Origin of the sequence: Isoptericola sp. S6320L, assembly GCF_023015685.1 — a bacterium.
In the GTDB taxonomy this organism is placed as follows: domain Bacteria; phylum Actinomycetota; class Actinomycetes; order Actinomycetales; family Cellulomonadaceae; genus Isoptericola; species Isoptericola halotolerans_A.
Window position 1 is genome coordinate 23,244 of the sequence record NZ_JALKAT010000015.1, and the last position, 12,754, is coordinate 35,997.

A 12,754-nucleotide genomic window follows, 5' to 3' on the forward strand; every position below is an offset into this window, starting at 1 on the left:
GCCCTTCGTCGTGCGGTGACCTGATGACCGCGACGTCACGAACATGTTACTTATACGTGTTACATCTAGACGTGCGTGGCCAGTCTATGTAACTTGCGTTACACCAGGTCCACTCGACGAGGAGCAGCCACCATGCACAGCACTCCCCCCGCCCGCCGCACGATCGCCGCCGTAGCGGTGGCCCTCACCGCCCTGACCGCCGGCTGCTCGACCGCCGCCACGACGGCGGAACCCGCGGCAGGGACCACCACCCCCGAGGCCCGCGAGGTGGTCGGCGTCGAGATCGCCGTCGACCCGGAGGCCCGGGCCCTGGTGCCCGAGACCTTCCTCGACAGCGGAACCGTCCGGGTCGCGACCGACGTGCCGTACCCGCCGTTCGAGATGTACGAGGAAGAGGGCTCCGACGTCATCACCGGCCTCGACTACGACCTCGGCCAGGCGATCGGCGCCGTGCTGGGCCTGGAGTTCGCCTTCGAGGCGCAGAAGTTCGACGGCATCATCCCGGCGATCCAGGCCGGCAAGTACGACATCACCATCTCGGCGATGACGGACACCGTCGAGCGCCAGGGTGCGCTGACGTTCGTCGACTACTCCGCGTCCGGCACCGGGATGCTCGTCGCGGAGGGCAACCCGGAGGGCATCGAGACCTACACCGACCTGTGCGGGCTGCCCGTCGGGGTCCAGAGCGGGACCCAGCAGGTCGACCTCGTCGAGAGCTGGGCGGCCGAGTGCGAGGACCTGGGTGCGGAGCCCGTCGACCTCAAGCAGTACCCCAAGGACTCCGACGCCCAGCTCGCCATCAGCAGCGGCGCCGTCGTGGCGTCGCTCCTGACGAAGCCGGCCGCGGGCTACGTCGCCAAGACCGCCGGCGACGGCGCCACGTTCGACAGCATCGACGATCCGGCGGCACCCAACGGCTACGGCGCCACCCCCAACGGCATCGGGGTGTCCAACACGACGCCCGAGCTGGCCGAGGCGATCCAGGTCGCGCTGCAGTCCCTCATCGACGACGGCACCTACGAGGTGATCCTCGACAAGTACGGCCTCACCGGCATCGCCGTCGACGAGGCCACCATCAACGGCGCCGAGTCCTGACATGAGCTCGACCATGACCCCTGCTCCCGGCGTCACGGCCGACCCGGCCGACCCGGCGCTGCCCGTCGTCCCCCTGCGGCACCGCGGGCGCTTCGTCGCCGGGCTGATCGTGCTCGTCCTGACCGCCTCGTTCCTCGTGAACGTCGCCGGCAACCCGAACCTGGACTGGCCGACCGTCGGCGAGTACCTGTTCGCACCCCTGACGTTCCGCGGGCTCGTCGTGACCCTCTGGCTCACCTTCGCCGGCATGGCGATCGGGATCGTCGGCGGCGTCGTCGTCGCCGTCATGCGGCTGTCCGGCAACCCGGTGCTGCGCACCGTCGCCGGGCTCTACGTGTGGGTCTTCCGGGGCACGCCGATCCTCATCCAGATCATCTTCTGGGGCTTCCTCGGTGCGTTCGTCCCCACGATCACCCTCGGGATCCCGTTCACCGACGTCGTGCTGTACTCGGCACAGACCTCGACCCTGATCCCGGCCACCGTCGCGGCGCTGCTGGCGCTCGGGCTCAACGAGATCGCCTACGGCTCCGAGATCGTCCGGGCCGGCATCCAGGCGGTCGACCACGGCCAGACCGAGGCGGCGAAGTCGCTCGGCATGACCCCCGCGCAGACCCTGCGCCGGGTCGTCCTGCCGCAGGCCATGCGGGTCATCGTCCCGCCCATGGGCAACGAGACCCTCACCATGCTCAAGACCACCGCGCTCGTGTCGGTGATCGCGGGGCAGGACCTGCTGTCCAACCTGCAGGCCGTCTACGCCCAGAACTTCAAGGTGATCCCCCTGCTGATCGTGGCGAGCATCTGGTTCCTCGCCCTGACGACCCTGTTCACCATCCCCCAGCGCCGGCTCGAGCAGCGGTTCGGTCGTGGCGTCGCAGGCAGCGCGGTGGCCCGGCGACCCTTCGCCCGTGCCCTCGAGACCTGGAAGGCCCGCCGATGAGCTCCGCACCCCCCGCCCCGGTCATCGACGCCCGTGGCGTCACCAAGTCCTTCGGCACCAACACCGTGCTGCGGGGCATCGACCTCGAGGTCCACCCGGGCCAGGTCGTCTGCCTGCTCGGACCGTCGGGCTCCGGGAAGTCGACGTTCCTGCGCTGCGTCAACCACCTGGAGCGCATCGACGGCGGCCGCCTGCTCGTGGACGGCCAGGACGTCGGCTACGAGCTGCGCCACGGCAAGCTCTACGAGCTGACCGAGCGCAGGATCGCCCGTCGGCGTGCCGAGATCGGCATGGTCTTCCAGCGGTTCAACCTGTTCCCGCACCGGACGGCTCTGGAGAACGTCGTCGAAGGGCCCGTCGTGGTCCGTCGGCGCTCCCGCGCCCAGGTGCTCGAGCGAGGGCGCGAGCTCCTCGACCGGGTGGGACTCGCCGACCGCGCCTCCGCCTACCCGTCGCAGCTGTCCGGCGGTCAGCAGCAGCGGGTGGCCATCGCCCGCGCGCTCGCCATGGAACCGCGGCTGCTGCTGTTCGACGAGCCGACCTCGGCCCTGGACCCCGAGCTCGTCGGGGAGGTCCTGGACGTCATGCGCGACCTCGCCCGGGACGGCATGACGATGCTGGTCGTGACGCACGAGGTCGGGTTCGCCCGCGAGGTCGCCGACGTGGCCGCCTTCATGGCCGACGGCGTCATCGTCGAGACCGGCCCGCCCCGCCAGGTCCTCGACGACCCGCAGCACGAGCGCACGCAGTCCTTCCTGGCGAGGGTGCTGTGACGGCGCCCGGCCCTGCCGGCGTCCTCGGCACGGGCGACGCCACGGACCTGCTCGGACGCGCCCGGGAGGCCGCGGAAGGCTTCGTCGCGGACCTCGTCGAGCTCACGTCGTTCGACTCCGGGACGTGGAACCCGGCCGGCACGCGCCGTGCGGCCACGTGGTGCGCCGACCGCCTCCGGTCGTTCGGGGCCCGCACGGAGATCGTCGAGGTCCACCGCACGGGCCCGCCGGTGGGCCCGGCCCTCGTCGCGCGGCTCCCCGTGCCCGGCCCCGGGACGGTCCTGCTCGTCGGGCACACGGACACCGTCTACCCCGACGGCACCGCCGCCGCCCGGCCGGCCGTCCGCGACGGGGACCGGCTGATCGGCCCCGGCGTGAGCGACGACAAGGGCGGCGTGCTCGCCGGCATCCACGCCATGCGTCTGCTGGCCGACCTGCCCGGCCCGCACGACGGCGAGGTCGTCCTGCTGCTCAGCCCCGACGAGGAGGTGGGGTCGCCCCAGACGGTGAGCCTGCTGACGGCGCTGGCCCGGGAGGCCGACGTCGTCCTCGGGCTGGAGTGCGCCCGGGAGAACGGCGACCTCGTCCTCGGTCGCAAGGGGGCGTGCGACGTCACGGTGGAGCTCAGGGGGCGGGCTGCGCACGCCGGCATCGAGCCCGAGCGCGGGATCGACGCCGCCGCCGCAGCCGCCGCGCTCGTGCTGTCGGTGCGCGACGCCGCCGCCGCACGGCCCGGCGTGACGATCAACGTCGGTGTGCTGCGCGCCGGCACCCGGCCCAACGTCGTCGCCGACCGCGCGCGCCTCGAGATCGAGGTGCGGGCGCCGTCGGCCGCCGCCCTCGACGAGGCCCTGCTGGCGGTGGACGACCTGGTGGACGCGGTGGCCGTCGGCGGCGTCTCCGGGACCACGGAGCGCAGCGGGTCGTGCCCCCCGCTGGAGCCGACGCCGGCGTCCCGCCGCCTCCTCGACCTCGCCGTGCGCCGTGGCCGCCGGACCGGCCTCGCCGTGGACGGCGCCCTGACCGGAGGGGTGTCCGACGCGAACTTCGCGGCAGCGACCGGCACGCCGACCCTCGACGGCCTCGGGCCCGTGGGCGGCGGCGACCACAGCGCCGCCGAGTGGCTCGACGTCGCGACAGCACCCGCACGGATCGCCCTCCTGGCCGGCCTCGTCCTCGACGCCGGCCGGCTCCTCGCCCCGCAGGAAACGCCCTCACGAAAGGAACACCCATGACGACGTCACCACGTGGTGCCCGTCTGGCCGCCCTCCTCGCGGGCACGGCCGTGGCCGTGCCCCTCCTTCTCGCCGGCCCCGCCGGCGCCACCCAGCCCGAGGCGGGCGACGGCGGCCAGCTGGTCCTCGTCGGCGGCAGCCTCGCGGACGACAACGCAGAGGTCTACGGCGAGATCGTCGAACGCGCCGGTGGTGCCGACGCCCGGATCGGGATCATCACCGCCGCGGCCGTCCCGGCGTCCCAGGACCCTGACGCGGGCACCGAGGACGGCAACAACTCGGTCGACAACGGCACCTACTACGCCGACCTCCTCGAGGGCTTCGGTGCCGGGGAGACGACCTGGATCCCGCTCGACCTCGACCACCCGGAGGTCGCGCACGACCCGGCCGTCGTGGAGCAGGTCGGCGAGCTCACCGGCTTCTTCTTCGGCGGGGGCGACCAGTATCGCTACGTGACCCTGATGACGGAGGGCCCCGAGCAGGAGGACACCCCGCTGCTCGCCGCCGTCCGGGACCGCTTCGAGGACGGCGCCGTCGTCGCGGGGACCTCCGCCGGCATGCAGATCATGGCCGGGGCGAACATGGTCACCGGCGGCGAGAGCTGGGAGGCGCTCGCCGCCGGCAGCGCGCCCGGCTACTTCGACGACCCCACCGAGCTCGGTTACCTCCCTCGCGGCGGCTTCGGGTTCTTCGCCTCGGGGCTGCTCGACACGCACTTCGGCGCGTGGGGCCGCCAGGGGCGTGCGATCCGCCTGGCGAGCGACACCGGCGAGGAGCGGGTGTTCGGCGTCGACCCGAACACGGCGCTGGTGGTCGACCACGCCGGGACCGACCACGAGCAGCTCTCCGTCCTCGGCGAGAACGGTGTCAACCTGCTGGACCTGCGGGACGCCCGTCCCCGCACCTCGCGGGGCGAGTGGAGCATCCGCGGCGTGCGGTGGTCCTGGCTGACCGACGGCGACCGGTACGACGCCGCACGACGGGACGTCACGCCGTCGGCGGCTGCCCGGGAGCTGCGCCCGACGGTGCGAGGCACGGACGCGCGGCGCACGGACGTGTTCTCCTCGCTCGCCGGTGACGGCACCGAGTTCGTGCTGTCCGACCTGGCGCGCGCGCTGGCCTCGTCGAAGGACCGCAGGACGACCGGCACCACGTTCGAGACGGACCCGCGCTTCCAGGTCGGGCTCGTGGAGGGACCGGGGTTCCGCGCCTACACCACCGACGGGTCGCAGGCGTCGTCCTACGAGTCCCTCCGGGTGTCGGTCCGCGCGACCCGCTGACCGATCCCGGGACGGTGCCGGGTGGCGTGGCGACGGGTCCGCGACCCCTTGCTACGCTGCCCGGCACCCGCACAGACAGGAGTCCTCGGTGGAGACCACCAGCCACCCGCGGTCCGGGTTGGCGGACCGGATCCGGCGCGGCCTCGGCGACTGCACCCCCGCCGAGCGCAAGGTCGGCCGGGTGCTCCTCTCGGCGTACCCGTCCGCCGGGTTCGAGACGGTCGCCGTGCTCGCGGCGCGGGCCGGCGTGAGCGGACCGACCGTCGTCCGGTTCGTCGCCCGGCTCGGGTTCACCGGGTTCCCCGACTTCCAGGCGGCGCTGCGCGCAGACCTCGACGACCGCAGCGCCTCGCCGCTGGCGCTGTACGAGACGCGCGACGTCGCGGCGACCTCCGGGACGGAGGACGCGCTGGCGCGGTACGCGCCGGCTGCCGTCCGGGCGGTCCAGCACACCTTCGACCGGCTGCCGCCGAGCGACGTCGCACGCACCGTCGAGCTCCTCGCCCACGAGGGCCGCCGCGTGCTGGTGGTCGGCGGACGGTTCAGCCGGCTCCTCGGCCTCTACCTGGTGCAGCACCTGCAGCAGATGCGGCCCGACGTCGAGTTCGTGTCCGACCGGCCCGAGTGGCGGGCCAACGCCTTCACCGACCTCCACCACCGCGACGTGCTGGTGGTCTTCGACTACCGGCGGTACGAGCAGGAGTCGCTCACGCTCGCCCAGTTCGCCGCCGACCGGAAGGCCTCGATCGTCCTCTTCACGGACGCCTGGCTCTCACCGGTCGCGTCGCTGGCCGACGCTGTCCTGCCCAGCGACACGGGGTCGTCCTCGCCCTACGACACGATGGCTCCCGCGATGGCCGTGGTCGAGGCGGTCGTGTCGGGGGTGCTCACCGCGCGCGGCCCCGACGCCCACCACCGCATGGAGCAGATCGAGGCGACCGGGACCTCGCTCGGGATCCTCTGAGGCTCCCGGCCGGTGTCGGCGGCGAGGCGTAACCTCGCACCCGTGGAGCTCACGTTCACCGCGCCGTTGTGGCGATGGAGTGCCCGGCAGGACGACGCGTGGTGGTTCGTCACCGTGCCGCCCGACGCGTCGGACGTCCTGGCCGACCTGCCGCTGCCGCCGCGGGGCTTCGGCTCGATCCGGGTACGCGTCACGGTGGGCGCCACCACCTGGAGCACGTCGGTGTTCCCCTCCCGGGAGCAGAACGGCTACGTGCTGCCGATGAAGAAGTCGGTGCGGCAGGCCGAGAACCTCGTGGCCGACGCCCCGGTCCACGTCACCCTCGCGCCCCGCGACGTCTGACGCAGGGCTATGCCGTCTGCACGAACTCGATGATGGCGTCGGCGATCTGCTGCACGGCGATCGCCGCGAGCAGGATGCCGGCGATCCGCGTGATGAGCGTGACCCCGGAGTCCTTCAGGACGCGGTGCAGCACGTCGGCGAAGCGCATCGCCAGGTAGAGGCTGACGTGCACCAGCACGATGGCGACCGAGATCGCCACGATCCCCGGCACGCCCTCGTCCTCCGAGCGGGCCTGCTGGACGAACACCATGGTGGCGACGATGGCACCGGGCCCGGCCAGGAGCGGCGTGCCGAGCGGCACCAGCGCCACGTTGGCGCCCGGGGTCGCTGCCGTCGCCTCGCCCGAGTCGAACTTCCCGGTGAGGAGCTGCATCGCGACGATGAGGAGCAGCAGGCCCCCCGAGGCCTGGAGCGCCGCGAGCGAGATGCCCATGTACTGCAGCAGCTGCTGGCCGAACAGCGCGAACACCACGATCACGGCGAACGCGACCGCGACGGCCTGGAGCGCCGCCCTGCTGCGCTGCTTGGAACCCATCGTGGACGTGAGCGCCAGGAACACCGGGATGGTGCCCGGGGGATCCATGATCACCCAGAGCGTCACGAACGCCTGCGTGAACAGGGTCAGGTCGATCACCTGGCTCACGGCCGCAGCACCTCCAGCTTCCCCCGCCGCTCGATCTCGGCCAGCACGGCGGGATCCGTGGTGTTCTCGCCGATCAGGTTGCGCTTGCCGGCGCCGTGGTAGTCGCTGGAGCCGGTGGTCAGCAGACCCAGCTCGGCGGCGACCTCCCGCAACCGTGCCCGGTCCGCCGCGTCGTGGTCGCGGTGGTCGACCTCGAGTCCGGCGAGGCCCGCGTCCGCGAGCGCCGCCAGCGTCTCCTCGTCGACGACGCGGCCCCGCTTCCCCGCCCGCGGGTGGGCCATGACCGGCACCCCGCCGGCGGCCAGCACCGTCCGGACCGCGTCCGCGGTGTCCGTGGCGTAGTGCGGCACGTAGTAGGGGGCGCCCGGGTGCAGCATCGTCGCGAACGCCTCGTCCCGGTGGGCGACGACACCTGCCACGACCAGCGCGTCCGCGAGGTGCGGGCGCCCCACCGTGGCGCCGTCGTGCGTCTGGGCGAGGACGTCCTGCCACGTCAGCGGGAAGTCCTCCGCCAGCCGGTCGGTCATCCGGCGGGCCCGGGTCAACCGGTCGTCGCGGGTGCGGGCCAGCTCGGCCACGAGGGCCGGGTGGGCCGGATCGTGCAGGTAGGCGAGCAGGTGGACGCTGATGCCGCCGTCGGGCGTCGCGATCCGGGTGGAGATCTCGGTGCCGCGGACCAGCGCGACCCCCGTCCGCGCGACCGTGGCGGCGGCGTCGGCCCAGCCGCTCGTGGTGTCGTGGTCGGTGAGCGCCACGACGGCCAGGCCGGCGGCGGCGGCGGCCTCCAGGACCTGACCGGGCGTGTCCGTGCCGTCGGACGCCCGCGAGTGCGTGTGGAGGTCGATCACTCGGCAAGTGTACGGACGGCGATGCGCACAACCTCTCCACGGCCCCCGCCGTTCGCGTCCGCCAGCGGTGCCGAGGCGCGCGCGACCATCGAAAGGTATGGACCAGCACACCGCTCTGAAGCAGCGCGACGCCCACCCGCCGGTCGCGCGGCCCACGACGCCGCCACCGGGGGTCGTGTTCGTGCACGGCATGCGGACGTCGTCCGCGATCTGGCACGCGCAGGTCGACCACGTCCGGCACGCCGGCCACGAGGCGGTCGCCGTCGACCTGCCCGCCCACGGAGCACGGCGCACCGAACGCTTCTCCATGCCCCGCGCGTTCGAGGTGATCGACTACGCGGCGCGCTCGTTCCGCCCCGGCACCCCCGTCGTCGTCGTGGGCCTGTCCCTGGGCGGCTACACCTCGCTGGCCTGGGCCGCCCACCGCAGCCAGGAAGGGGCCGCCGACAACGGACCCGAGCTCGCCGGCCTGGTGGCCGCCGGGTGCACCGCCGACCCGCGCGGCAAGCCGGTGGCCCTGTTCCGCGACGCCGCACGGCTGGCCGTCTCGGGGTCGACGGCGGCACGGCGGGTCGCGCTCCGGACCTGGCGCGGACCGGTGGGCGCGGGGCGAGGCCGACCTGGCGGGACCGAGGTGCCGGACCCGGCGTACCGGCCCGGCTGGGACGTCGTGACGGACGCCCTCACCGGGCTCGCCGGCCGGTCGTCGGTGGCGAGCCTGCGTGCCATCCGGGCGCCGGTCTGGCTCGTCAACGGTGCCCGCGACCGCATGCGGCTCGAGGAGTCGCGCCACCTGGCCGCGGCCGCCCGCGGCGCGCTCGTCGTCGTGCCCGAGGCCGGGCACGACGTCAACACCGAGGCGCCGGCAGCGTTCAACCACACCCTGACCCGGGCCCTGCACGAGTTCGCCCGCCGGTGACCCGGCCTTCGACCTGCCGTGCGGCAGGTGGGAGACTGGACCCATGAGCGACACCACCCCGGTCGACCAGACCCGTGACGACGCCGTCGAGGACCGCGGGAGCAACCGTTCCCACCGCCCCGACTCGCAGGCGTTCAAGGACTTCATCACCTCGCAGTGGGGTCCGCGCCCCGATCTCGGCGTCACGCCGGGCCGCGCGGCACCCTTCACCGCCGAGCGGCGCGCTAGGTTGTCCGCCCGCTTCGCCGGCACCCGTCTGGTGCTCCCGGCCGGACCGCTCAAGCAGCGCTCCAACGACACCGACTACCGGTTCCGCCCCCACTCGGCGTTCGCCCACCTCACCGGGCTGGGCACCGACCAGGAGCCCGACGCCGTGCTGGTGCTGCACCCGGTGGCGGAGGGCGAGGGCGACCCCGGCGCGGACGGCAGCGGGTCGCACCACCACGCCGTGCTGTACGTGCGGCCGCTGGCCCCGCGTGACACCGAGGAGTTCTACGCCGACGCCCGCTACGGCGAGTTCTGGGTCGGCGCCCGTCCGAGCCTGGACGACGTCACCACGCTGACGGGCATCGAGGCGCGGCACGTGGACGAGCTGCGCGAGGCGCTCGCCAAGGACGTCGGCGAGGACGGCGTGCAGGTGCTGGTGATCACCGAGGCGGACGAGGAGATCGCGGCGCTCGTCGAGGCGATCCGCACCGAGGCCGGCACCCAGCAGGACGCGTCCGACGAGGCGCTCGCCGAGGCCGCCTCCGAGCTGCGCCTGGTCAAGGACGAGCTCGAGATCGAGCTCATGCGCGCCGCCGTCGGGCACACGATCGACGGCTTCGAGGCCGTGGTGCTCGCGCTGCCGCGCGCCGTCGGGCACCGCCGCGGCGAGCGGGTCGTCGAGACCACGTTCGACGCCCACGCGCGCCTCGAGGGCAACGCCGTGGGGTACGAGACCATCGCGGCCGCCGGCGAGCACGCCACGACCCTGCACTGGATCACCAACGACGGCGTGGTCCGCTCCGGCGACATGGTCCTGCTCGACGGCGGGGTCGAGGTCGACGAGCTGTACACCGCCGACGTCACCCGCACCCTGCCGGTGGACGGGGAGTTCACCGACGTCCAGCGCCGCATCTACACCGCCGTGCTGGACGCCGCGGACGCCGCGTTCGCCGTCGCGAGGCCCGGGGCGAAGTTCCGCGACGTCCACGCGGCCGCCATGGAGGTCATCGCGGCGCGGCTCGAGGAGTGGGGCCTGCTGCCCGTCACGGCCGAGGAGGCGCTGACCCCGGAGGGGCAGCAGCACCGCCGCTGGATGGTGCACGGCACCTCGCACCACCTCGGGCTGGACGTGCACGACTGCGCGCAGGCCCGCCGCGAGATGTACCTCGACGGCGTGCTGGAGCCGGGCATGGTCTTCACCATCGAGCCGGGCCTGTACTTCAAGGCCGACGATCTCGCCGTGCCGGAGGAGTACCGCGGGATCGGCGTGCGGATCGAGGACGACGTGCTCGTGACCGCGGACGGCAACGAGAACCTGTCGGCGGCGCTCCCCCGACGTCCCGAGGACGTCGAGGCCTGGATGGCCCGACTGCGCGGCTGACCGTCCGGGCAGCCGACTCCGTTCGGCACGAGGTGACCTGTTCGGCACGCATGGGTGCCGAACAGGTCACCTCGTGCCGAACTGGTTCGCAGGTGGAGGCGGCAGGAACGGAACCGTCCGGAAGCCCCTGACCATCCCGGCCGGGAACTGTCGGGCGATACGCTGCACCACCGACTCCTCCCCTCGCCGTGGCGCTGCGTCCGCAGCCATGAAGCGGATCGGATGGATGCCGGCCTCGTGGAGCGCATCGGCCCGCCGCTTCTCCTGCTCGATCTCCCGGCGGGCGTCGTGGCCACGACGCACCCCGTCGTCGACGTACTTCACCCGCCCGTCGAACTCCACGTAGACACCGTGGTCGGGCCAGCCGAGGTCGCAGTGGTACATCCTCCGGCGGGTCTGCACGGGAACCTGCGTGACGGGCCGCGGCATGGACACCCGGAGGCAGACGTAGCGGATCCAGGTCTCCCACGGTGACTCGGCGCCGGCGTCCGCGTGGTCGAGCACCCATCGGGCACGGCGGGTCCCGTTGCGCCTGGTGACGGTGGCCAGGATCGAGCGTGCCGCGTCCACGTCGAGTGCCGGGACGAGACGGAGCGCGGAGTCGGCGACGACGAGCGCCTCCAGGGGATGCATGGCCAGAGCGCAGTCGACGACCGTGCGCTCGAGCGACGTCACGGGCAGGCCGGCGGCCCGGGCCTGCTGTCCGGGTGCGATGACACCGGTGTGACGGCGAAGATCGGCGGCCGCCCTGCCCGACGGGCGATAGGCCTGCCACAGGTGGGTCTGCTCCGGCGTGTCCCAGAGAGCGCACCCCCACAGCAGGGCCGCGGTCTGGTGACTGAAGAAGTGGGTCGCGCGCAGCTGACGGTGCACAGCCTCCGCCAGCCGGACGGCACGGCGGCGCGCGGCGGTGAACGACGACTCGGGCGCCTCCTCGGTGCCGACGTAGGCGCCGACGCGAATCCGTTCGGCGGTGCCGCGGCGGACCGCGCGCACGAGCTGCTGACGATGCGCCTCACGCGCGATGACGAGCTGTCCCGGCTGGATCATGCCGGCAGCCTGGCGGACCTCGCCCGCCTGCACCACGGCCCCCGGCGGTCGGTGGACACTCCGGACCTGTGGTCAGGTTCCGGCGGCGGCGCCGTGCCGGTCACGTCGGCAGGAAGTCACCTGTTCGGCAGAAAAGCCTGCCGGACAGGTCACTTCCTGCCGATCCGATGCGCGGTGGTCGTCACCGGTCGCGCGGGGGCGCGTACGGGTCGTCCGGGTCCGCGGTGGGGCCAGGCGCCGCGGCGGGACCGGTGGCGGGCGGCTGCGGGCCGGTGCGGGACGGGTCCTCGGGCAGGTCCGGACCGGTGGCGGGCGGCTGCGGGTGCGACGGCCCCTCGCCGCCGGCCACCGAGGTGGTCGAGGAGCCGCTCGTGCCCGCCTCACCCGGCCCCGCGTCACGCGAGCCCGCGTCAGGCGCGCTCCCCTCGTCGGACCGTCCGGGAGCCTGCGTACCGCCCGGGCGCATCGCCCCGTAGCGCGGGGCGCCGTCGGGCATGGTCCACCGCGGGTCCGGAGCCGCCGGCGCGGCCGGCGCCACGGGGCGCTCGGGCGTGCGCTGCTTGCCGAGTCCGCTGGGCGAGCCCGCGAGCATCCGCCGCGCCTCGCCGGCCTGCTCGGGGGCGCAGAGGATCGCGTACGTCGAGGCGACGATCTGCGACTGAGAGGTGAAGTCCCGGCGGCCGCCGGTGAACGCGTAGGACAGCACGGAGAACATCAGTCCGAACCCGGCACCGAGGCCGAGCGCGACCAGCAGCACGCTCGTCGCGCCACCCGCGAACAGGGTGAGCAGCAGGCCGACGAAGAACCCGAACCAGGCGCCGGACAGGGCGCCGGCGAGCGCCACGCGCCCGTACGTGAGCCGACCGGTGACGCGCTCGACCATCCGCAGGTCGGTGCCCACGATCGTCACGTGCTGGACGGCGAACTTCTCGTCCGAGAGGTAGTCGACCGCCTTCTGCGCCTCGAGGTAGGAGTCGTAGGCGGCGATCTCCTCCCCCTTGGGCAGGGTCGGCACGCGGGGCACGACGGACTGACGACTCATGCTCATCTGCCCAGTATCCCGCACGGGACCACGGGACG

At 73.6% G+C, this 12,754-nt stretch carries 13 protein-coding genes; 9 read left to right on the plus strand and 4 right to left on the minus strand.

Going from position 1 to position 12,754, the window contains the following annotated elements; translation table 11 throughout:
• Positions 1-132: 132 nt before the first annotated feature.
• From MWU57_RS10205 to MWU57_RS10235, 7 genes are all read left to right on the plus strand, one after another.
• Positions 133-1,095 (plus strand): ABC transporter substrate-binding protein, encoded by a 963-nt coding sequence (locus MWU57_RS10205; protein ID WP_246909061.1) that lies wholly within the window; start codon positions 133-135, stop codon positions 1,093-1,095.
• Between the two features lies 1 nt (position 1,096).
• On the plus strand, positions 1,097-2,032 hold the full coding sequence (locus tag MWU57_RS10210; RefSeq protein WP_246909063.1) for an amino acid ABC transporter permease: 936 nt from the start codon (positions 1,097-1,099) through the stop codon (positions 2,030-2,032).
• Positions 2,029-2,805: an amino acid ABC transporter ATP-binding protein gene (locus MWU57_RS10215; protein WP_106267012.1), complete on the plus strand. Its 777-nt coding sequence runs from the start codon at positions 2,029-2,031 to the stop codon at positions 2,803-2,805. The genes MWU57_RS10210 and MWU57_RS10215 overlap by 4 nt, the downstream gene beginning before the upstream one ends.
• The gene (locus MWU57_RS10220; protein WP_246909064.1) at positions 2,802-4,040 is read left to right on the plus strand and encodes a M20/M25/M40 family metallo-hydrolase; all 1,239 of its coding nucleotides are present in this window, start codon (positions 2,802-2,804) and stop codon (positions 4,038-4,040) included. The genes MWU57_RS10215 and MWU57_RS10220 overlap by 4 nt, the downstream gene beginning before the upstream one ends.
• The gene (locus MWU57_RS10225) at positions 4,037-5,320 is read left to right on the plus strand and encodes a cyanophycinase (RefSeq protein ID WP_246909065.1); all 1,284 of its coding nucleotides are present in this window, start codon (positions 4,037-4,039) and stop codon (positions 5,318-5,320) included. The genes MWU57_RS10220 and MWU57_RS10225 overlap by 4 nt, the downstream gene beginning before the upstream one ends.
• Before the next feature lie 88 nt (positions 5,321-5,408).
• Positions 5,409-6,284 (plus strand): MurR/RpiR family transcriptional regulator, encoded by an 876-nt coding sequence (locus MWU57_RS10230; RefSeq protein ID WP_181340727.1) that lies wholly within the window; start codon positions 5,409-5,411, stop codon positions 6,282-6,284.
• 42 nt (positions 6,285-6,326) lie between these two features.
• On the plus strand, positions 6,327-6,626 hold the full coding sequence (locus MWU57_RS10235; RefSeq protein WP_246909066.1) for a DUF1905 domain-containing protein: 300 nt from the start codon (positions 6,327-6,329) through the stop codon (positions 6,624-6,626).
• 7 nt (positions 6,627-6,633) lie between these two features.
• Here MWU57_RS10235 and MWU57_RS10240 read toward each other — a convergent pair whose 3' ends face one another.
• Both MWU57_RS10240 and MWU57_RS10245 read right to left on the minus strand, forming a co-directional pair.
• Positions 6,634-7,269 (minus strand): MarC family protein, encoded by a 636-nt coding sequence (locus MWU57_RS10240; RefSeq protein ID WP_246909067.1) that lies wholly within the window; start codon positions 7,267-7,269, stop codon positions 6,634-6,636.
• Positions 7,266-8,117, minus strand: a complete 852-nt coding sequence (locus tag MWU57_RS10245; RefSeq protein ID WP_246909068.1) for a PHP domain-containing protein — start codon at positions 8,115-8,117, stop codon at positions 7,266-7,268. Before MWU57_RS10245 ends, MWU57_RS10240 begins: the two co-directional genes overlap by 4 nt.
• Before the next feature lie 97 nt (positions 8,118-8,214).
• Between MWU57_RS10245 and MWU57_RS10250 the strand changes: the two genes are divergently transcribed.
• Entirely contained in the window at positions 8,215-9,036 is an 822-nt protein-coding gene (locus MWU57_RS10250; RefSeq protein WP_246909069.1) for an alpha/beta fold hydrolase, read from the plus strand.
• A 43-nt stretch (positions 9,037-9,079) separates the two neighbouring features.
• On the plus strand, positions 9,080-10,624 hold the full coding sequence (locus MWU57_RS10255) for an aminopeptidase P family protein (protein WP_246909070.1): 1,545 nt from the start codon (positions 9,080-9,082) through the stop codon (positions 10,622-10,624).
• Positions 10,625-10,690: 66 nt separating this feature from the next.
• Here the strand turns inward: MWU57_RS10255 and MWU57_RS10260 are convergent, their stop codons facing one another.
• Together MWU57_RS10260 and MWU57_RS10265 are read right to left on the minus strand one after the other, a co-directional pair.
• A complete protein-coding gene (locus MWU57_RS10260; protein WP_246909071.1) occupies positions 10,691-11,674 on the minus strand; it encodes a hypothetical protein in 984 nt (327 codons plus the stop codon).
• A gap of 181 nt (positions 11,675-11,855) precedes the next feature.
• Positions 11,856-12,722: a general stress protein gene (locus tag MWU57_RS10265; protein ID WP_246909072.1), complete on the minus strand. Its 867-nt coding sequence runs from the start codon at positions 12,720-12,722 to the stop codon at positions 11,856-11,858.
• Between the last annotated feature and the right edge of the window lie 32 nt (positions 12,723-12,754).

Excerpts from the sequence above, each read along its gene's own strand:
- MWU57_RS10205 (WP_246909061.1), top strand. The coding sequence starts at position 133 with ATGCACAGCACTCCCCCCGCCCGCCGCACGATCGCCGCCGTAGCGGTG.
- MWU57_RS10210 (WP_246909063.1), top strand. The coding sequence starts at position 1,097 with ATGAGCTCGACCATGACCCCTGCTCCCGGCGTCACGGCCGACCCGGCC.
- MWU57_RS10215 (WP_106267012.1), top strand. The coding sequence starts at position 2,029 with ATGAGCTCCGCACCCCCCGCCCCGGTCATCGACGCCCGTGGCGTCACC.
- MWU57_RS10225 (WP_246909065.1), top strand. The coding sequence starts at position 4,037 with ATGACGACGTCACCACGTGGTGCCCGTCTGGCCGCCCTCCTCGCGGGC.
- MWU57_RS10250 (WP_246909069.1), top strand. The coding sequence starts at position 8,215 with ATGGACCAGCACACCGCTCTGAAGCAGCGCGACGCCCACCCGCCGGTC.
- MWU57_RS10255 (WP_246909070.1), top strand. The coding sequence starts at position 9,080 with ATGAGCGACACCACCCCGGTCGACCAGACCCGTGACGACGCCGTCGAG.
- MWU57_RS10260 (WP_246909071.1), bottom strand. The coding sequence starts at position 11,674 with ATGATCCAGCCGGGACAGCTCGTCATCGCGCGTGAGGCGCATCGTCAG.
- MWU57_RS10265 (WP_246909072.1), bottom strand. The coding sequence starts at position 12,722 with ATGAGCATGAGTCGTCAGTCCGTCGTGCCCCGCGTGCCGACCCTGCCC.